At 41.7% G+C, this 18,308-nt stretch carries 22 protein-coding genes; 4 read left to right on the top strand and 18 right to left on the bottom strand.

Annotation, left to right across the window (positions count from 1 at the left end):
- The first annotated feature begins 147 nt into the window (after positions 1 to 147).
- Complete coding sequence (locus tag Q0E03_RS07325) at positions 148 to 2,049, top strand: alpha-glucosidase (RefSeq protein ID WP_297131081.1); 1,902 nt, start codon at positions 148 to 150, stop codon at positions 2,047 to 2,049.
- Positions 2,050 to 2,083: 34 nt separating this feature from the next.
- Here the strand turns inward: Q0E03_RS07325 and Q0E03_RS07320 are convergent, their stop codons facing one another.
- The 8 genes from Q0E03_RS07320 to Q0E03_RS07285 form a co-directional block, all read right to left on the bottom strand.
- Positions 2,084 to 2,554 carry a transposase gene (locus tag Q0E03_RS07320; protein WP_297131078.1) on the bottom strand — a complete coding sequence of 157 codons (471 nt, stop codon included), beginning with the start codon at positions 2,552 to 2,554 and terminating at the stop codon, positions 2,084 to 2,086.
- Positions 2,555 to 2,558: 4 nt separating this feature from the next.
- Entirely contained in the window at positions 2,559 to 3,275 is a 717-nt protein-coding gene (locus Q0E03_RS07315; RefSeq protein WP_297131074.1) for a radical SAM protein, read from the bottom strand.
- Positions 3,268 to 3,828, bottom strand: coding sequence for a prolyl-tRNA synthetase associated domain-containing protein (locus Q0E03_RS07310; protein ID WP_297131071.1), 561 nt, complete (start codon positions 3,826 to 3,828; stop codon positions 3,268 to 3,270). The genes Q0E03_RS07315 and Q0E03_RS07310 overlap by 8 nt, the downstream gene beginning before the upstream one ends.
- A gap of 307 nt (positions 3,829 to 4,135) precedes the next feature.
- Positions 4,136 to 6,367 carry a formate C-acetyltransferase gene (pflB, locus tag Q0E03_RS07305; RefSeq protein ID WP_297131069.1) on the bottom strand — a complete coding sequence of 744 codons (2,232 nt, stop codon included), beginning with the start codon at positions 6,365 to 6,367 and terminating at the stop codon, positions 4,136 to 4,138.
- A gap of 33 nt (positions 6,368 to 6,400) precedes the next feature.
- The gene (locus tag Q0E03_RS07300; RefSeq protein ID WP_294836328.1) at positions 6,401 to 6,781 is read right to left on the bottom strand and encodes a DUF134 domain-containing protein; all 381 of its coding nucleotides are present in this window, start codon (positions 6,779 to 6,781) and stop codon (positions 6,401 to 6,403) included.
- Between the two features lie 203 nt (positions 6,782 to 6,984).
- Positions 6,985 to 7,230 (bottom strand): hypothetical protein, encoded by a 246-nt coding sequence (locus Q0E03_RS07295; protein ID WP_297131067.1) that lies wholly within the window; start codon positions 7,228 to 7,230, stop codon positions 6,985 to 6,987.
- Complete coding sequence (locus tag Q0E03_RS07290; protein ID WP_297131064.1) at positions 7,230 to 7,832, bottom strand: AAA family ATPase; 603 nt, start codon at positions 7,830 to 7,832, stop codon at positions 7,230 to 7,232. Before Q0E03_RS07290 ends, Q0E03_RS07295 begins: the two co-directional genes overlap by 1 nt.
- A 23-nt stretch (positions 7,833 to 7,855) precedes the next feature.
- A complete protein-coding gene (locus Q0E03_RS07285) occupies positions 7,856 to 8,437 on the bottom strand; it encodes a TIGR00730 family Rossman fold protein (protein ID WP_297131062.1) in 582 nt (193 codons plus the stop codon).
- Positions 8,438 to 8,619: 182 nt separating this feature from the next.
- Here Q0E03_RS07285 and galT point away from each other — a divergent pair, with 182 nt between their 5' ends.
- Genes galT through Q0E03_RS07270 form a run of 3 tightly spaced genes read left to right on the top strand, consistent with a single transcriptional unit; the run spans position 8,620 to position 12,198 of the window.
- On the top strand, positions 8,620 to 10,107 hold the full coding sequence (gene galT, locus Q0E03_RS07280) for a UDP-glucose--hexose-1-phosphate uridylyltransferase (RefSeq protein WP_297131059.1): 1,488 nt from the start codon (positions 8,620 to 8,622) through the stop codon (positions 10,105 to 10,107).
- A complete protein-coding gene (locus Q0E03_RS07275; RefSeq protein WP_297131056.1) occupies positions 10,107 to 10,904 on the top strand; it encodes a histidinol-phosphatase in 798 nt (265 codons plus the stop codon). The genes galT and Q0E03_RS07275 overlap by 1 nt, the downstream gene beginning before the upstream one ends.
- Positions 10,891 to 12,198: a glycoside hydrolase family 27 protein gene (locus tag Q0E03_RS07270; RefSeq protein ID WP_297131054.1), complete on the top strand. Its 1,308-nt coding sequence runs from the start codon at positions 10,891 to 10,893 to the stop codon at positions 12,196 to 12,198. The genes Q0E03_RS07275 and Q0E03_RS07270 overlap by 14 nt, the downstream gene beginning before the upstream one ends.
- 59 nt (positions 12,199 to 12,257) lie before the next feature.
- Here Q0E03_RS07270 and Q0E03_RS07265 read toward each other — a convergent pair whose 3' ends face one another.
- The 10 genes from Q0E03_RS07265 to Q0E03_RS07220 form a co-directional block, all read right to left on the bottom strand.
- Entirely contained in the window at positions 12,258 to 13,607 is a 1,350-nt protein-coding gene (locus tag Q0E03_RS07265) for a M28 family metallopeptidase (RefSeq protein WP_297131052.1), read from the bottom strand.
- A gap of 121 nt (positions 13,608 to 13,728) precedes the next feature.
- Positions 13,729 to 14,202 carry a hypothetical protein gene (locus Q0E03_RS07260; protein ID WP_297131050.1) on the bottom strand — a complete coding sequence of 158 codons (474 nt, stop codon included), beginning with the start codon at positions 14,200 to 14,202 and terminating at the stop codon, positions 13,729 to 13,731.
- 4 nt (positions 14,203 to 14,206) lie between these two features.
- Positions 14,207 to 14,620, bottom strand: a complete 414-nt coding sequence (locus tag Q0E03_RS07255) for a hypothetical protein (RefSeq protein WP_297131047.1) — start codon at positions 14,618 to 14,620, stop codon at positions 14,207 to 14,209.
- Entirely contained in the window at positions 14,604 to 15,374 is a 771-nt protein-coding gene (locus tag Q0E03_RS07250) for a baseplate J/gp47 family protein (protein ID WP_297131044.1), read from the bottom strand. Before Q0E03_RS07250 ends, Q0E03_RS07255 begins: the two co-directional genes overlap by 17 nt.
- Positions 15,375 to 15,396: 22 nt before the next feature.
- Entirely contained in the window at positions 15,397 to 15,663 is a 267-nt protein-coding gene (locus Q0E03_RS07245) for a hypothetical protein (RefSeq protein ID WP_297131041.1), read from the bottom strand.
- Positions 15,656 to 16,003, bottom strand: coding sequence for a hypothetical protein (locus tag Q0E03_RS07240; RefSeq protein WP_297131038.1), 348 nt, complete (start codon positions 16,001 to 16,003; stop codon positions 15,656 to 15,658). Before Q0E03_RS07240 ends, Q0E03_RS07245 begins: the two co-directional genes overlap by 8 nt.
- A complete protein-coding gene (locus Q0E03_RS07235) occupies positions 15,996 to 16,949 on the bottom strand; it encodes a hypothetical protein (RefSeq protein WP_297131035.1) in 954 nt (317 codons plus the stop codon). Before Q0E03_RS07235 ends, Q0E03_RS07240 begins: the two co-directional genes overlap by 8 nt.
- Positions 16,937 to 17,452, bottom strand: coding sequence for a hypothetical protein (locus Q0E03_RS07230; RefSeq protein ID WP_297131032.1), 516 nt, complete (start codon positions 17,450 to 17,452; stop codon positions 16,937 to 16,939). The genes Q0E03_RS07235 and Q0E03_RS07230 overlap by 13 nt, the downstream gene beginning before the upstream one ends.
- A 108-nt stretch (positions 17,453 to 17,560) precedes the next feature.
- A complete protein-coding gene (locus tag Q0E03_RS07225) occupies positions 17,561 to 17,959 on the bottom strand; it encodes a hypothetical protein (RefSeq protein WP_297131029.1) in 399 nt (132 codons plus the stop codon).
- Positions 17,946 to 18,308 carry a hypothetical protein gene (locus tag Q0E03_RS07220; RefSeq protein WP_297131026.1) on the bottom strand — a complete coding sequence of 121 codons (363 nt, stop codon included), beginning with the start codon at positions 18,306 to 18,308 and terminating at the stop codon, positions 17,946 to 17,948. Before Q0E03_RS07220 ends, Q0E03_RS07225 begins: the two co-directional genes overlap by 14 nt.

Here is an 18,308-nt window from a genome sequence, read left to right as displayed (position 1 = left end):
ACACTTTTTTTGAAAAAATTTCTAAAATTCACATTTTGTTAGCATTTTGAGGTGCAAAGTGCTAATTTGTATTTTCCTTGAAATCCCGTTTTAGGTATGTTACTATAAAGATGTATAAAATTTATATATTAAAGGGGAGGTGTGGGCATGATTAAAATCACGCCGAACACAACATTAAAAGAAGCCATGGTTAACCCTATGGCAAAAGATGTTATAGAAAAACTTTTTCTTGTTTTGCGTTTGCCGACAGATTTAATCGATTCGGGAATTATGGGCAAGCTGAAATTTAAAACGCTCACAACCGCAACAGCCGGACTTCTTGACAAAAAGACCGTGCAAATGGTTTGCGATATGCTCAATCTCGAAAAAGACGAGGTTATCACCGACCGAGGTGAGATGACGGAAAAATGGTGGAAAGAAGCAATCATTTATCAAATCTACCCTCGTTCATTTTACGACAGCAACGGTGACGGAATCGGCGACTTAAACGGAATTCGTCAAAAGCTCGACTATCTTCAGGAATTGGGCGTTAACACAATTTGGTGCAGTCCGTTTTATGACAGCCCGAACGACGACAACGGCTACGACATCCGTGACTATCAAAAAATTATGGCAGAGTTCGGCACAATGGAGGACTTTGACAAACTACTTGAGGAAATTCACGCAAGAGATATGAAACTCGTCATTGACCTTGTTGTGAACCACACTTCCGATGAACACAAATGGTTCAAGGAAGCACTCAAGAGCAAGGACAATCCATTCCACGATTACTACATATGGCGTGACGCAACCGACGCAGGCATCACTCCGCCGAACAACTGGATTTCTCTTTTCAAGGGTTCTGCGTGGAACTACTACGAAAATCTCAACCAATGGGCGCTTCACCTTTTCACCAAAAAGCAAATGGACTTGAACTGGGAAAACGAGAAAGTTCGCCAAAGCGTGTACGAAATGATGTTGTGGTGGCTTGACAAAGGCGTTAACGGTTTCAGAATGGATGTAATCAACTTCATCAGCAAGACCGAGGGACTGCCGGAAGCAAACGCATTTATGGGTATGCTCACAGGATACAAAGGTGCGGAATACTATTTCTACGGTCCACGCTTGCACGAATTCTTGCACGAGATGAGAGAAAAGACATTCGGCAACTACGATGTTTACACCGTCGGTGAATGTGGCGGTGCGGGAATCGAGATGGACAAAATGCTCACCGCAGATTTCAGAGGCGAACTCGACACCGTATTCAACTTTGACTTCTTAATTAACCAAGGTCACACTGCATACGACCCTTACGAGCAGGATATGTACAAGGTTATGGAAAACTTTGAAACATTCCAAACAGACTACACAAATCACTGCTGGCCGACCGTTTTCTTTGAAAATCACGACAATCCGAGAGTTGTTTCAAGAACCGACAGATCGGGTGCATACCGTGACGAAATCGCCAAAGTTTGTGCGCTTATAGAAATGACTTTGCGTGGAACACCGTACATTTATCAAGGTCAAGAACTCGCAATGGCAAATGTGGAATTTGACTCAATCGAAGAAATGAACGATGTGCAGTCAATCAATTTCTACAAAGACGCAATCAGAAAAGGCAAGAACAGAGAAAAATATTTCAAGCTCGCTTCAATCGGTTCAAGAGATAATGCAAGAACTCCGTTCCAATGGAGTGACAGCAAAAACGCAGGTTTCACAACAGGCAAGCCGTGGCTCAAAATCAACAACGATTACAGAGTTTACAATGCAGAGGACGAAGCGAACCGTGACGACAGCGTGCTCAGCTTCTTCAAAAGAGCAATCAAACTCCGCAAGGACACAAAGGCACTTGTTTACGGTGATTTTACCCCTGCAACAACAAACAAAGCACCTGTTTACTGCTATTTTAGAGAGTACGAGGGAGAAAAATATTACATCGAACTCAACCTCGGCAAAACTCCGCAACCAAGACCGACAGGCATTTACAATTTTAATTTAATTCTTTCCACAAACGAAAACAAAACCGATATTTTGAAACCGTTTGAGGGCAATATTTATAGGGTAAAATAAATAAAGCACTGCGATTTTTATTTCGCAGTGCTTTTCACTTTATGTACAATTCATCCTCTGCCCACTTAGGCGGATTGTCATCAATATATTGCCATCTTATTTGATAGTCGTATCCATCACGAACCACATGGTCATAAAATCCTTTTTGCCAAACAGACATTCCTATTTGCTTGGTCACCGAGCCTTTGAACTGCTTGATTATACGACTGACCGTAGGGGCGACCTGCGGTCGCCTACCGTCATTTTCTATACGAATAAGCAAATGAATATGATTAGGCATAATAACATAATTATCAACAAACACACATTCATAAACCGTATTCATTTTCTTTATTTCATCGTCAACAACCTTGCCGAAATCTGTTAGGCGAACACAGTTCGCCCCTACGGATATTCTTGACAATATAGGTTCTCTGTCTTTTATACATATCGTTACAAAATATGCTCCGTTTTGAGAATAATCATAATCCGGCAATCTGTTAGGCTTTCTGATTTTTTGAGCCATAATCTTATTTTGATTCTTTAATTTTTTCGTTCAAATAATTTTGCAATTCAATCAGTCTGCCCTTATCGAGTGCCTTGTAATCTTTCAACGGATTTTCGATTCCGCTTTCTTCATACTTGAAAAAGCCCATTGTGTGGAACGCAAGGAGTTCGTATTTTTCAAACTTGAACTGCTTTGTATATTCCGCATACGCATCCATATCTGCCTCGGTATCATTTATGCCAGGCACAACAACGGTGCGAAGCCACAATCTCTTGCCTTTTTCGGAAGCGTATCTGCCGATTGCCTCCGGCAATTCAAAATTACCCTTTGTCCATTTTTTATATGCTTCAGGCTCGTAAAATTTAATGTCGAGGATAATCATATCAGCATTTTCAACTGCGGTTTTAACCTCGTCGGTGAGTTCAACAGAACCCGAAGTGTCGAGGCAATAGCCGATTTGTTCACTTTTGAGCATAGGATAAATTTCATTAATAAATTTTGCGTTAAGGAGCGGCTCTCCGCCCGAAAAAGTTACACCGCCGCCGTTTTTGAAATAAGGCTTGTAGCGTCTGACCTTTCTGAAAACCTCATCGGCTTCCATATCAATTTCGCCCTTGTGCCAAGTGTCGGGATTGTGACAATAAGCACACCTCAGCGGGCAACCCGTAAAAAATATATCAAATCTCAATCCCTCACCGTCAACAGCGGCAAGCGACTCAAATGAATGAATATTAGCCATTATTTTCCTCCTTGTAATCAGGCATATCAACAATTATCGGCTCGTGCCGAACCGCAGGCAAAAACTTTTCAAGCACATCTTTGGTTTGCATTTTGAGTGACGAAGTGCACACGCAAGGGTGACAACCGAGAGTTTCGCTTTCCACAACAGGGCGGTCGATGACAAGTTGAACACGGTTGTTTTTATCGTTCATAAGTCCCATAATCGAAACCGCACCGGGTTTGATATCCAAAAACTCCTCCATAAATTCGGGAGCGGCAAACGAAAGTCGTGAACAACCGAGTTGTTTTGTGATGTCTTTTGTCTTGAACACCTTGTCGCCCGGCATCATAAGCATATAAAAATCAGTCTTTTGACGGTTGCACAAAAACAGATTTTTGCAAATGATTGTGCCCAAAACCTTGTCAATTTCGTTGCACTTTTCCATGGTGTTTGCTTCTTCGTGGTCGGTGCGATAATATTCTATTCCGAGTTCGTCCAAGAGGTCGTAAACTCTGATTTCTTTTTCTTCTCTGCCCGTGATGTCGGCAGGTCTGCCCTTTTGTAATTCCATAACATTCTCCGCAATTTTTATGTTGCATATATAATAGCACAATTCAGATTTAAAATAAAGTCCCTGCAATATAAAAAAGAAGATTATTACAAATCTTGAGAAATGAGCTTAAATTTTGTTTTTTTGCGAAGGAAGATGTATATAAATACCTCGACTGAGCAAAAAACAAAAAGTGCCAAAAACGCCTCGAACTCGATGTTCAAGGCGTTTTTATAATCTGCTGACAAAATGCACTTCTGTCTTCTTTACACAAAAAAGACAGAAGCATAATTTTCATTTGGCACGTTTTAAGCCATTTATCAAGATTTTACATTGACTGATGGAATGTACGAGCGATAACCTCTTCTTGCTTATCTCTTGTAAGCTTGTTGAAGTTTACTGCATAACCCGATACACGAATTGTAAGTGATGGGTAAAGAGTTGGATCTTCCATAGCAGCAATAAGCTTTTCACGGTTCAAAACATTTACATTGAGGTGGTGAGCATCCTGCTCGAAGTAACCGTCAAGCATAGTTGTAAGGTGCTCAATTCTGTCCTCTTCATCAGTACCGAGTGCGTCAGGAGTGATTGAGAATGTGTTTGAAATACCGTCTTGACAGCAAGCATAGTTGAGCTTTGCAACAGAGTTAAGAGAAGCCAAAGCACCTTCGCAATCTCTGCCGTGCATTGGGTTTGCACCCGGAGCAAACGGTTCGCCTGCTTTTCTGCCGTCAGGAGTTGAGCCTGTCTTTCTGCCGTACATAACATTTGATGTAATTGTAAGGATTGACAATGTGTGTCTTGCACCACGATAGCAAGGAGTCTTGCAAAGTTCGTGATAGAAGTATTCGATAAGGTCCTTACCGATAAGGTCGGCTCTGTCATCATCGTTACCGTACTTAGGGAACTTGCCCTCTACCTTAAAGTCGGTGATAATGCCACGGTCATCCTTTACAGGAGTAACCTTTGCATACTTAATAGCTGAAAGTGAGTCAATAGCAACTGAGAAACCTGAAACACCGAAAGCCATAAGTCTTTCAACATCTGTGTCGTGAAGTGACATCATAAGTCTTTCATAAGCATACTTGTCGTGCATATAGTGGATGATGTTCATTGTATTTACATACAAACGAGCCATCCAAGAAAGATACTTCTTGTAAGCGGCATAAACTTCGTCATAAGAAAGTTCTTTTTCTTCAAAGATATCGCCTACAGGTGCGATTTGGTGACCTTCGATTTCGTCCTTACCGCCGTTAAGAGCCATAAGAAGAACCTTTGCAAGGTTACATCTTGCACCGAAGAACTGCATTTGCTTACCTGTCTTCATAGCAGATACGCAGCAAGCGATTGAATAGTCATCGCCATACATTCTTCTCATAACATCGTCGTTTTCGTACTGGATTGAGTCTGTATCGATAGAAACCTGAGCACAGAACTTCTTGAAGCCTTCAGGAAGTCTGTCTGACCACAATACTGTGATGTTTGGTTCTGCTGATGAACCAAGGTTGTAAAGAGTTTGAAGTACACGGAATGAAGTCTTTGAAACCATGTGCTTACCCTCACCTGTAACGCCTGCCAAAGCCATTGTTACCCATACAGGGTCGCCTGCAAAGAGGTCGTTGTATTCAGGTGTACGAAGGTGACGAACTAATCTGAGTTTTACAACAAGGTCGTCAATAAGTTCCTGAGCGTGAACTTCGTCAAGAACGCCCTCATCAATATCTCTCTGAATATAAATATCCATAAATTCAGCAATTCTGCCGATTGAGTTAGCTGCACCGTTTTGCTCCTTGATTGCACCAAGGTAACCGAAGTAGAGCCACTGGATAGCTTCCTTTGCTGTTGTAGCCGGCTTTGAAATGTCATAGCCGTAACGAAGAGCCAAGCCCTTGAGCTGGTTCATAAAGTCGAGTTGCTTTGAAAGGTCCTCAAGATTGTGGATTGTATCCTCGTCAAGAACTTCTTTCTCGCCCATCTTTTTCTTGTCAAGTTTCTTCTGCTCGATAAGGTAATCCATACCGTAAAGAGCGATACGGCGATAGTCACCGATGATTCTGCCACGAGCGTAAGCATCAGGAAGACCTGTAAGGATACCTGCGTGACGAGCAGCCTTCATTGTGTCTGTGTATGCACGGAATACGCCTGTGTTGTGAGTTGTTCTGTATGTGAACTCGTCCTTGATTTTTTCTGAAAGTTCATAGCCGTAAGCGTTACAAGCCTGAACTGTGTTTCTCAAACCTGCGAAAGGTGAAACGCCTCTTCTGAGAGGTGCGTCTGTCTGCAAGCCAACGATAATGTCTGTGTCTTTGTCAACAACATAGCCTGCTTCGTGAGAAAGAATTGAAAGTACTCTTTCTGTATCAACGTCAAGTACGCCGCCCTTTTCGTTTTCTTCGATAAGGAGCTCATTGACTCTCTTCATTGTTCTTTCTGTTCTCTCTGTCGGACCCTGCAAGAATGAGCTGTCGCCATCATAAGGGGTGTAGTTCATTTTGATGAAGTTCGATACATCGATTTGGTCACACCATACGCCGGTGTTGAAATTTCTCCATGCTTCCATGTTTTGTTTTCCTCCGTAAATTACTTGTTTGTATCATCGAGTCGCATTGCTTCTGCACTGCGGATTTGTGCCGTGCTCACAATCTATACAGGCCTTTTGACCGCATCTGTGGCAACATAAAGAGTAGCTTTTGCACAGCTCCACATCTCCGCCGTGAATGACAAGTGACTTTCCGTTAATAATTGCATCGGCAGTTTTCAGTCTTGCCGATTCATAAATTGCAGCAATAGTTGAGCGAGCAACATCCATCTGCTTTGCACATTCCTCCTGCGAGTAGCCAAGCGTGTCCATCAATCGCATAACCTCGTATTCATCGAGCGATAAATCAACTACATCAGCATAATCACCGAAGGGTCTAAACCCCATTGTTTTAGGGTAGGCACAAATGCGTCTTGGCTTCTTTGGTCTAGCCATAAAAACACCTCCGTAACGACTATGCCGTTTTTGCTTCAATGGCATTATACCACTTTATCGACATATGTCAATAACTTTTTTCAACTTTTTTAAATTCTTACATTTGTCATAAAAAATCTTTACAATTCGAGCAAATTTCAATCGGTTTTTAAACATAAAAATACCGCAGTTTTGCACTGCGGTAAATGTGTTAAATAATATTATTAACTTACATTGTTGTAAACTTCTCTGCCGAAAATTTCAATAATTGTGCCCGTGGCAAATTCTTTTTCCGATTCAACAGGGTTCAGCGAATGCACCTTTGTTATGCGATATGTAAGTGCAGTAAATTCTTTACTGCCACCGTCTTTTAAAACAGCAACTCTCGGCACAAACAGAACAATAATCGCCATTACGCACAAGGCTATAATCAGCCTCTTTTTAATCGAGATTTTGTAATTATTTTCCATCAGAGCTCCTTTACATAATTGCAGATTATGTCACAAATCTTTTCCTTATCCATTTTTGAGGTTGAGAAGCACATTGTGTAGTTTGCCGCTCTTCCCCATTTTCCGTCACCGAGGAAATTATAATACGATGAGCGTTCTCTGTCCTTTTGTTCAATATAACGGCGGACATTGCGAGGCTTATCCTCTTCATCGCTCTGCATAAAGCGTTCGATTCTGTCCTCCATATCTGCACCGATGAACACCGAAACAACCTCAACATCCTCTTTGCCGTCAAGGATTTTGTCTGCTCTTCTGCCAACGATAACGCACGGACCTTCATCTGTTGCGGATTCAATAACCTTGCGTTGAGCTTCAAGTACTCTGCCCGAATTTACGGCGCTGTCGATTGAATAAGGATCCATTACAACGGAAAAGAGGAACGAACGGGTCGGCTGTTCATCGAACATTTCAAAAATTCCGTCCTCTATACCCAAATCCCTTGACCTGTCACGCAGTTCAATCTCGTCATAATAGGCTATGCCGAGTCTTTTTGCAAGCATCTTGCCGATTTCTCTACCGCCGGAGCAAAACTCCCTGCCGATACAAATTGCATATTTTTTCATAGAACATTCCTCCTTGCTCTGTATTATTTTAAATCTTTAACCGTCAAATTACCCATATCGTCATTTTCGATATAATCAATCATTTCGTCAAACTGTGTTTCGTCAAACACCTTGAAAAGCTGTGAGCAATTAGACTTGATGAAATCCGTTTTGATAGAATAATTAATTGCGTCAATCATATGGTCATAATATCCGTCGATGTTATAAATCGCAATCGGTTTTCTGTGTCTGCCGAGTTGCTTCAAGGTGAGTACTTCAAAGAATTCCTCAAATGTGCCTGCACCGCCGGGAGTGATGATGAAAGCATCTGCCAAATCTTCCATAATTCCCTTGCGCTCACGCATTGTTTCTGTAAGAGTCATTTCATCGCAATCCCAATTTACGAATTCATCAAGATTTTCCTTGAAAAATCTCGGCACAACACCGTGGATAATTCCACCGCCTTTTTTGAAGCCTCTTGAAGCTGCGCCCATTTCTCCCGTACTGCCTGCACCGAACACAAGGCTGTGACCGTGACGAGCCAAATATTCGCCCATATCCTCAACAGGTGTTATGTATTTTTCGTCAATGGTTTTGCTTGCCGCACCAAAAACACAAATTTTCATATATATCATTCCTTTGTTTACTATACTGAATTATATGATAAGAATATCACGAAATTTCAAAAGGGTAAAGTATTTTACATAAAAATTAATAAAAAATTATATAATTTTAGTAATAATTTGTATTGCAATAGCAATTGATAACCTATATAATAATAGCGAAAAATTATGAAAGAGGTCGTATTATGAATATAAACACAGCGGTTAAATCATTGGTTAAATATGCAATCGACAACGAAATGATTGAAAAATGGGACGAAATCTGGGCAATCAACACAGTTTGCCAAGCACTCAATATGGATTCGTTTGAGGACTGCGAGGCAGAAAACGCAGAGCTTGAGGACATTTTGGCTTCAATTCTTGACTATGCGGTTGAAAACGGACTTTGCGAGGACAGCGTTGTTTACCGTGACTTGTTCGACACAAAAATTATGGGACTTCTCACTCCGAGACCGAGCGAAGTTATTTCCAAATTCCAATTTTTGTACATCAAAGACAAGAAATCCGCAACAGATTACTACTACAAACTTTGTCAGGACAGCGACTACATACGCAGATACAGAATCAAAAACGACCTCAAGTGGATTACAAAAACAGAATACGGCGACATTGATATTACCATCAATCTTTCAAAACCTGAAAAAGACCCAAAGGCTATTGCGGCTGCACTCAAAATGAAGGCTACTTCATATCCAAAGTGCTTGCTTTGCAAGGAAAACGAAGGATATATGGGCAGAATCAACCACCCTGCAAGACAGAACCACCGTATCATCCCTATGACCCTCGGCGGTGAAAACTTCTTTATGCAATACTCACCGTATGTATATTACAACGAGCATTGCATCGTTTTCAATGCAGAGCACACACCGATGAAAATCGACAAGCCTGCATTTACAAAGCTTCTTGATTTTGTTGAAAAATTCCCTCACTACTTTGTAGGTTCAAATGCCGACCTCCCAATCGTTGGCGGTTCAATCCTCACACACGAGCACTTCCAGGGCGGTAACTACGAATTTGCAATGGCAAAAGCTCCGATTGAAACAGAGGTTACATTCAGCGGTTTTGAGGATATTCAGGCAGGTATCGTTAAGTGGCCGATGAGCGTTATCAGAATCAAGGGCACAGACAAGGCAAGACTTGTTGAACTTGCAGACAAGGTACTCACAGCTTGGAGAGGCTACACCGACAAAGATTCATTCATCTATGCAGAAACTGAGGGCACACCTCACAACACAATCACTCCTATTGCGAGAATGAGAAACGGTCAATTTGAACTTGACCTTGTTCTCCGCAACAACATTACAACAGAAGATTGTCCTCTCGGATACTACCATCCGCATCCTGAATACCACCACATCAAAAAAGAGAACATCGGTCTTATCGAAGTTATGGGTCTTGCTGTTTTGCCGTCAAGACTTAAAAACGAAATGGCTGTTCTCGGCAAGGCAATGGTGAACGGCGAGGACATTTCCGCAAACGAAACCATCGCTTCCCACAAAGAGTGGGCAGAGATGATTATGCAAAAATACGACATCAACGAGGACAACATTGATGATATTCTCAAAAAAGAAATCGGCATTGTATTCACCTCAATTCTCGGTCAATGCGGTGTTTATTCCCGCGACGAGGAGGGCAAGGCAGGCTTCTTGAGATTTATTGAAAGCGTAAGATAATGTATAATTTTCACAACCACACCTACCGTTGCGGTCACGCAACGGGCAAGGACGAGGAATATGTGCTTGAGGCAATCAAAAACGGCTACGAGGTTATGGGATTTTCAGACCACGCACCGTATTTGTTCCCAAAAGGTCACCACAGCGGATACAGAATTCAGCTTGACAAAGCGCAGGATTATGCCGACTCGATAAAGGCGCTGAAAGAGAAATACAAAAGCGTCATAGACATCAAACTCGGCTTTGAGCTTGAATACTTCCCTGCTCTTTGGGACAAAGAAATCGAATACCTTAAGGGCTTTGAATATGATTATTTGATTCTCGGTCAACACTACACCGACAACGAATTTGAAGCGTTTGCACATTATTCGGGTCACGAAACCGAATCCGTTGCCGTTTTGGACAAATACATTTCGCAGGTTACCCTCGGTGCAAAAACGGGTTGTTTTACCTACATTGCACATCCCGACCTCATCAATTTTACGGGCGACAAAGAGGTTTATCTCAAAAAAATGAGAAACTTCGTCACCACGCTGAAAGAGCTTGACATTCCGCTTGAATTCAATTTTTTAGGATTCACATCGCATCGCAATTATCCGAATCCCGATGTGTGGAAACTCATTGCAGAAGTCGGCAACAAGGTTGTAATCGGACTTGACGCACACAAACCGAATGTTTATTCCGACAAGGAAAACCTGCAAAAAGCAACGAAATTCCTTGCAGATTTAAACATAACACCAATCAACCTCAACGAATTAAAATTAGTTAATTACAAAGGTGAATATGAGCAATTTTAAACAATGGGCAAAGACTGCTCCGTGCGGCTGGAACAGCTGGGACTGCTTCGGCGCAGGGGTCAACGAAGAACAGTTGCGTGCAAATGCCGACTATATGGCAAAGAACCTCAAGCAATTCGGATGGGAATATATTGTTTGCGACATTCAATGGTATGAACCGACCGCAAACAGCAACGACTATCACAATTTTGCAGAACTTGTCACCGATGAATACGGCAGACTTATGCCTGCCGAAAACAGATTTCCGAGTGCGAGTGACGGCAAAGGTTTCAAGCCGTTGGCAGACTACATTCACTCACTCGGACTGAAATTCGGCATCCATATTATGCGTGGTATTCCAAGACAGGCGGTTCACCAAAACCTGCCTATCTTCGGTAGTAAATACACGGCGAGAGATGTTGCGCACCACTTTTCCGTGTGCTCGTGGAACACCGATATGTACGGCTTGAAAAACTGCGAGGGTGCACAGGATTACTACAATTCAATCATCAATATGTATGCCAAATGGGGCGTTGATTTCATCAAATGCGATGACATTGCGGTTACGGAATTCAGAAAGTGGGACAACCCATATTCTGCCGATTACGAAATTGAAATGCTCCGCAAAGCTATTGACAACTGCGGCAGAGAAATTGTGCTCTCACTTTCTCCCGGACCGGCACTCCGCAACAAAGCAGACCACCTTTGCAAAAACGCAAATATGTGGCGAATGACAGGTGATTTTTGGGATTTGTGGGAACATCTCTATGTTATGTTCGACAAATGCGAAGAATGGCAAGGGGTACGCAAAACAGGCAACTATCCCGATTGCGATATGCTCCCTATCGGCAGAATTTCAAAGCTTTGTTCATACCACGGCAAGCAAAACAGAATGTCAAACTTCACAAAGCCCGAGCACTACACGCTGATGTCGCTTTGGGGAATTTTCGGCAGTCCGCTTTTCATCGGCGGAAACATGCCAGAAAATGACGAATTCACTCTTTCGCTCCTCACCAACAGCGACTATATGCAAATGCACAGAGAGGCGACAAATTCCCAGTGCGTTGAGAGAAAAGAGAAAAACAACAAGGGCTATATAATTTGGTCGGCGCAAGGCAAAAATTGCAAATATCTTGCCGTTTTTAACACCGACACAAAACCTAAAAAAATAAATGCCGACCTCACCCAAATTCTTATGCCAAACACGGAGTACACCGTGTACGATATTTGGCAAAATCAAACAGTCGGCACAGCGAAAAATTCACTTGCATTAGAGGTTGAACCTCACGGTGCAAGGTTGATAAAGCTACAATAACAAAACACCACGACAGTAGATAATCCTACCGCCGTGGCGTTTTTATTTTTGATTGATTATTATGCTTTCTTTTGTGGGCCGTTGTAGCCGTTTGTTTCTTGGAACTTTGCGATTTTGTCGATAACAGAAAGAACAACATCAAAGCCCTGACCGACTGTGTCCTCGGAGAAGCGCTCAGGCATATCTCTCCAAGTGTGATAATAATATGTAAGCATTGGATTTTGAGCGGCGAATGTAACCGACTTGATACCCGCTCTTGTCATAGGAGTTGAGTCGCAACCACCAACCGGATTGTGAATACAGCCGTTTGTTTTTGACTGAATACCCATCTCGTTAAAGGTGTCCTTGAACATCTTTTCCATATCCGTATCAAATCTGACACCCTGCCAATCGTCCTTGACAACAACTTCAAAATAATCCTCATCGGCAACGGAGTCGATATTGATATTCCAAGCGTTCTTTGTCATATCATCAAAGCGATGTTCCTGTGCAAAGTGCATTGAACCGCGAAGACCTGCTTCTTCCGAGCCGATATTTGCATCAACAATACGGCAATTCTTAGGCATTTTTTCGGGATGTTCCTTGAAATACTTGATTACAGCATAGCTAAGACCGATACCTGTTGCATTGTCCATAGCGCCACGTGATGCATTTCTCGGATTAGGGTCACCCCACATAACAACAAAGAAAGATCCAATAGCCGTCACAACAGGAATAAAGTTCATTGCAAACATAAACTTTTCAAACCCTGCCGAAGCAAACATTCTTGCCGTCCAATCTGCACCTGCAAAATCACAAATATTCGCAATCGACATAAAGAGTGAGAAAAGTGCGATGAAAAAGAAACAAATTGCACCAAAGCCAACCTTACCATATGTAGCAATAAGTCCCATAACCGGCTTTGTATCCTTATACTTATATGCGTGCTCGCTGTGACGCCAGCACCAAGATGTGTCCGTGTGACCGGAAAGAATAATTGTGTAGTCGTACTTGCCGTCCTCAGGTTCTAAAACACCGAGAGTGTTACGGCTGATTTCCTGTGGGAAGAACATATCAAACCATGTTTTGTAGAAAAAGCAACTCATAACAAGCCAAACGATTGTTATAATTCCAAGGCAAGCAAGAGGGTGCCACAAGCCGTCAAAATGACACGCATTTGCAATAATCGCACCAATGCTTAAAATCACACCCGACCAACCTGCATAAGACAAGCCTCCGATTGACGAACGAGGAGAAACGGCAAATTCTTCTGTTTTAGGTTCAATTCCGATTTCGCGGAGTTTTTCGCCCATATATTCGTGAAGTTTGATTTCGCCGTCAGTGCCCGGCAAGCGAGAACCGATTTTGTGAGCCGCGTGTTCAACAATACTCATTGCTTCTCGGGCATATTTCCTGTTTTCTTCTTTCATACAAATTACCTCCGTAATATTCAAAATAGCCACATATATTTTACCATTAAAATGTTTTTTATGCAACATAAATATAAGGACGAAAGAGTTTATAAACTCTTTCATCCTTATCCGTTTTGTATTATCTAAAGCCTATAACAAGATAACTTTTGTTGACCTGATTAAAATTGGTCATTTCAAAGCTTGCCGTTATAACTCCGTTTTTCACCTCAAGAGCGTCTCCGTCAAGTTTTAAACCGTAAGAACAGCCGTTAAGCGATGCAATACCAAAATAATTATAGTTCACATTGTTTCCGAAGTCCGACAAGTTCACCGTGTTATCTATCGAAAACACAAGACACACAGTCGGTTCAAAGCCCATATTAAGCTTTATCCTCCTGTTGTCGCTGCCGCTTCCAAGATATGATGCAAACCCAATCGGATTACTCCACGCCTTTTTCTGTTCCGCAGTAACGTGCTTTGAAATATTCCAAATATGCTCGCCCAACGTTTTGTCAATAATCTTGTTGTCCCTGTTAAAATCCTCCATTTTTGGCACATCAGAGCCAATCCATTGATTCAATTCAAGGTCGTCCGTTTTGTTTGTACTGCCCATAAATTCACCTGCTTTCTGTCATTGTCCATCTGAGGTCTCGCCTTTCAATATCATTCCAAGCAAGCCCCTCTTTGTCGATAAAATTCCACGATTTACCATTGCCGTCAAGAAAAAAATCAAACGCAAGTCCAAACCAACCGTTAAAAATTTTACCGACCGTATCAATATTATATTTTGAAATATAAATTTTTCTGCCGTCAAATCTGTATTCAATACCGTCAAAAGCCTTTGCAATATTTTCGCTGTCGGGAACATCAAAAACATTCACCGCCGTTGCACCCGTCATCTTGTGCAAAAACTCCGACAGCTTTTCAATCTGCCTTGCAACCGCTACAATTTCAGCCGAAACCAAAGCGTCCGCCGTGTCAATTTTTGCCGTTGAATACAAAGTTCTCAATCGGTCAAGCACCGTTTTCATCAACATTCCTCACTTCAAAATCAAAATTAAGCAGCGTGAAAAGCGACAGCACATTTCTGACCCTGCTTTCCAAATCGGTGGAAATCGTCTTATCTCTGGTTTTCAAAGCACAAACAAGCTTGCCGTTCTCTCTTATGATGTCACAGCCAATCACCTCGTCAAAGATCATAATTCTGCCTTTCAAAAACTCAACATTCACTCCGTTTGCCGGATACTTTAGAGCTTCCTTAATCCTCAAACGCAACGCCTCGTCGTCCTCATCATCGCAACCGCCTATAAAACTGACTCGATTTTCAACCAACGCAATTCCGCTCGGTGGATTTACCATAACAGACACTTCGCCATACGAAGCATTATATTCCTCTCCGCAAAACAAAGCCTCCGCCTTAACCGATACCGCTCTTTCACCCGCACTGATAATTCCCTGCTCAACGGTTTTGTACTGAATATACTTATATCCTTTTTTTGAACAGATAACACCTATCGGAATAATCGTGTCGCTGTCCCTGACCTCGTCAATTAAAAACGTAATTTCACCCACCGCTCTGCTTGCTTTTTTTCGCTCAACAGAACATTCGGTGGCAATTCGGTCAAGATATTCTCCCGTTGCCGTCATCCAAGCAGATTGTTTCAACAAATATTCACCTGCAACATACAAATTGAACAACTCGGTTGCTATAGCCTTAAATCGCAAACCCGTTTCGCTGTTCATATCAAGAACCTCACCCGACTGTTCAAAATAAGTTGTTTTCATATTTTCAAGTATTTCGTTATAACTAATCAAAATTCGCCGTCACCGTCCTTTCTTCTCCGTTAACCGTCACTTCAAAGGTGACTCCGTAATTATTTTTTGAGGCAGATTTTACAAACACGCCGTCAACCTCGGCAACGCTTTGTCTTGCAAAAGCCAAAATTTCTGCATTTGTCTGCGCAAGACTTATTTTTGAGCCAAAGTTTTTGTCGGGATAAAATCTGCCTCTCCTAACCGTAAAACACCTTACGGCATTTTTCAAAAGTTCGCCAATAACATCGGTATCATTCATTTTGTATCACTCCTCTGCTGTCAATCACCAAACCGTTGAGAACAATGTTGCCATCATTTTTGAGAATAATATACGCGCCTCCGAGCGACGAAACTTTCACTTCTCCGCTTTCGATATCGCAGTTTTTATTTAATGTGCCAAGCACAACTGCGCCGTCATTTGATTCAAGCATAATAATATCTTCGTTAATCGGCGGAACGCTCTGATATCCATAAGGCGCATAGCTGTCAATATTTCGTTTTGTAACGGTAGCACCGGCTTCAAATTGATTGTCAGACAGCGTAACCTTGCCTTTTTCGGCGACCTCATTTTCTGAAGTTGCCACAATTTTTTTACTCATCCACATAGCTCATTTCCTCCAAATCAATCATATAATTTGCCTTAATCACCGTGCGTTCACCCGATGAGTCAAAAATATGCGCAACGCTGCTTGCAACCACTTTGTCAAAAACATCAAAGCCCTCAATGTCCGCATTTATTTCGTCACATAAATCAATTTTGGCATAGCCCTGCACCGTCAGTTCCCATCCGCAATAATCTGCATTTGCAGACAAAAAAACCGATTTCATCGCAGTTTCTCTCTGCCAATCGGGCACGGTTGAAATGTTGCGAATTTTGCGAGCGGTTATTCTTTTGTCATTCATAAATTTACTGACCCTGTGATAAATATAATCTGTCGAATTACTGATTTTGTAATCAATCTGCGACAAAGCATTGCCTCTGTTAATAATTCGCTTTGCAGAAATAAGCTTTTTTTCATCAAGTTTCACACGGTTTTCAGTATGCAAAAGGACAATTTCATTGTCGGGAGTAACCCTAATATTTTCACCTGTAACGGAGTACACAAAGCCATTTATAGCACCGTAAAGAGATGTTCCCTTGCAAACCTGATAATTAATATCGCTGTAAATACTGCCAAGATTATACTTAAACTCATCACCTGCGTTTATTTCAAACAAAGCCATCGCACTCGGAGATGTATACGCAAACGGCTTTGCCTCACTGTCGGTCAAAATGCACGCACTCGAACGGCAATACAAAAAGCACACAATATGATTTTTTTGCAATGTTTCACGCTGAGTGTCCACATACCCGTTGAACACGCACTTGCCGTCACAAAATGCCTTCGCCTTATACGCTTCCGGAATCGGTGATTCATTGACAAAAGTTATTCTCAAGCTGTCGCACGGTGCGTCGATATCTTTGCAAAGTTCATACGATTTTAAACACCCGAGTTCAATTTCGCAATCGTTCAAATCGTAAAGTGCAAATATCAAATCAGCCATATTTTTTCGCCCTCCTTGACGGCAAAAATATCGCCTATATCATTGCACTTTACAATCGATTCAATTTGAACTCCCGTTCTGCTTGCAATGTCAAAAAGATTTTCGTTTTCAAGCGCATAAGTATAACCGACCGTGTGTTCCTCACTCTTTGTATTGCATTCCTGCGTAAATTCAAAAGAATACTCCACCCTGTCGTTTCCGCTCGAATACGATATATCAAGAGAGGTAAAATGCATTTTTATCGGCACGCTGTTTGGCAAAAACAAATAATCGCTGCCCTTTTTGTTAAAAACACGTACCAGTTCAAAAGCCTTGCCTGCTGCATCGGCACCGACAAAATATCCCTTTCCGGAAACAACAGCGCATCCTTTGCCTTTTTCAGTACAGATTTGCCCGTCATAAACAGTATTATATTTAGCTGTGCTCTTGCTCATAGAGATTTTAAAATTCTTTGGATTTATATTAAATTCAAAGCCTTTATAGCTCATTTTCATAAACTGCATATCAATCACCTCTCACATTATTGTCATATCTTCTTGAATCAAGCATAATATAGTCGCTTAGTTCCTCAGCCTCACTGCGACCTATCACAACATCTTCGTTTTTCATATTTAAGCCTCCTTTGAATAGGCAAGCGAAAAGGTAAATGTTGCTTTCATTTTGTAACATTCCGCCGACGAAGCCTTGACTATCGACGAAAGTCTGATTCCGCAAACAGATTTGCTCATAATTGCCCTTACAATTTTTTCCATATCATCATAAGCAATCGGAGAACCAAACTCATACGGCACAAAAAGGTCAATGTCAATCGCATACCTGCCGAAAAAGTTTTCATCATCAACGCTTATGCTCTCCAAATCAAGTTCACCCGGAGAAATCGCAGCAACCTTTTTGCATATTTTTGTCTGCTTTTTTGCATATGGGCAAGCCTTAATAAAGCTTATACTTTCAAGTTCTTTTTTTGATTTGAGCAATTCGAGCAAACTGTCGGTTTCGTTATCCAAATACATCCTTATCCCCCTTTACAGCCTCACGAAGCACCGCTGTATAGTAAAGAATCTCGTTGCCTATAACAACAGTGCTTGATTTAATAAAATAATAATCCGTGCCCATAAGAGTTAAGATGTCATCTCTGCCAAATCCCGTTATGTCAAAGGTAAAAATACCGATAATATAATTCTTTTGATTAAAGCCTATGTCGGTTGGATTTGCCTCAAACCTAACCTTATCCCTTCTCCACAGTTGCTCAGCCATCACCCTTGAGGTGATGACCGAACCGTCTTTGGTTGTAATCGTGCAACTGTGCGAATACTTTTCTATCATCGGCACCAACGCCTTTGAAAGATTATTCAACTGCAT

Source organism: uncultured Eubacterium sp. (assembly GCF_934525195.1).
Classification (GTDB): Bacteria; Bacillota; Clostridia; order Oscillospirales; family Acutalibacteraceae; genus Eubacterium_R.
This window is presented reverse-complemented; position numbering and strand designations above follow the sequence as displayed.

Bases quoted from the DNA above. Each gene is read 5' to 3' on its own strand.
- Q0E03_RS07270 (WP_297131054.1), top strand. From the start codon at position 10,891: ATGAGCAATTTTAAACAATGGGCAAAGACTGCTCCGTGCGGCTGGAAC.
- galT (WP_297131059.1), top strand. From the start codon at position 8,620: ATGAATATAAACACAGCGGTTAAATCATTGGTTAAATATGCAATCGAC.
- Q0E03_RS07235 (WP_297131035.1), bottom strand. From the start codon at position 16,949: ATGGCTGATTTGATATTTGCACTTTACGATTTGAACGATTGCGAAATT.
- Q0E03_RS07245 (WP_297131041.1), bottom strand. From the start codon at position 15,663: ATGAATGATACCGATGTTATTGGCGAACTTTTGAAAAATGCCGTAAGG.
- Q0E03_RS07255 (WP_297131047.1), bottom strand. From the start codon at position 14,620: ATGAAAACGGTGCTTGACCGATTGAGAACTTTGTATTCAACGGCAAAA.
- Q0E03_RS07290 (WP_297131064.1), bottom strand. From the start codon at position 7,832: ATGAAAAAATATGCAATTTGTATCGGCAGGGAGTTTTGCTCCGGCGGT.
- Q0E03_RS07285 (WP_297131062.1), bottom strand. From the start codon at position 8,437: ATGAAAATTTGTGTTTTTGGTGCGGCAAGCAAAACCATTGACGAAAAA.
- Q0E03_RS07295 (WP_297131067.1), bottom strand. From the start codon at position 7,230: ATGGAAAATAATTACAAAATCTCGATTAAAAAGAGGCTGATTATAGCC.
- Q0E03_RS07230 (WP_297131032.1), bottom strand. From the start codon at position 17,452: ATGCAGTTTATGAAAATGAGCTATAAAGGCTTTGAATTTAATATAAAT.
- Q0E03_RS07325 (WP_297131081.1), top strand. From the start codon at position 148: ATGATTAAAATCACGCCGAACACAACATTAAAAGAAGCCATGGTTAAC.
- Q0E03_RS07240 (WP_297131038.1), bottom strand. From the start codon at position 16,003: ATGAGTAAAAAAATTGTGGCAACTTCAGAAAATGAGGTCGCCGAAAAA.
- Q0E03_RS07260 (WP_297131050.1), bottom strand. From the start codon at position 14,202: ATGGGCAGTACAAACAAAACGGACGACCTTGAATTGAATCAATGGATT.
- Q0E03_RS07275 (WP_297131056.1), top strand. From the start codon at position 10,107: ATGTATAATTTTCACAACCACACCTACCGTTGCGGTCACGCAACGGGC.
- pflB (WP_297131069.1), bottom strand. From the start codon at position 6,367: ATGGAAGCATGGAGAAATTTCAACACCGGCGTATGGTGTGACCAAATC.
- Q0E03_RS07225 (WP_297131029.1), bottom strand. From the start codon at position 17,959: ATGTATTTGGATAACGAAACCGACAGTTTGCTCGAATTGCTCAAATCA.
- Q0E03_RS07220 (WP_297131026.1), bottom strand. From the start codon at position 18,308: ATGCAGTTGAATAATCTTTCAAAGGCGTTGGTGCCGATGATAGAAAAG.
- Q0E03_RS07300 (WP_294836328.1), bottom strand. From the start codon at position 6,781: ATGGCTAGACCAAAGAAGCCAAGACGCATTTGTGCCTACCCTAAAACA.
- Q0E03_RS07320 (WP_297131078.1), bottom strand. From the start codon at position 2,554: ATGGCTCAAAAAATCAGAAAGCCTAACAGATTGCCGGATTATGATTAT.
- Q0E03_RS07315 (WP_297131074.1), bottom strand. From the start codon at position 3,275: ATGGCTAATATTCATTCATTTGAGTCGCTTGCCGCTGTTGACGGTGAG.
- Q0E03_RS07265 (WP_297131052.1), bottom strand. From the start codon at position 13,607: ATGAAAGAAGAAAACAGGAAATATGCCCGAGAAGCAATGAGTATTGTT.
- Q0E03_RS07250 (WP_297131044.1), bottom strand. From the start codon at position 15,374: ATGAAAACAACTTATTTTGAACAGTCGGGTGAGGTTCTTGATATGAAC.
- Q0E03_RS07310 (WP_297131071.1), bottom strand. From the start codon at position 3,828: ATGGAATTACAAAAGGGCAGACCTGCCGACATCACGGGCAGAGAAGAA.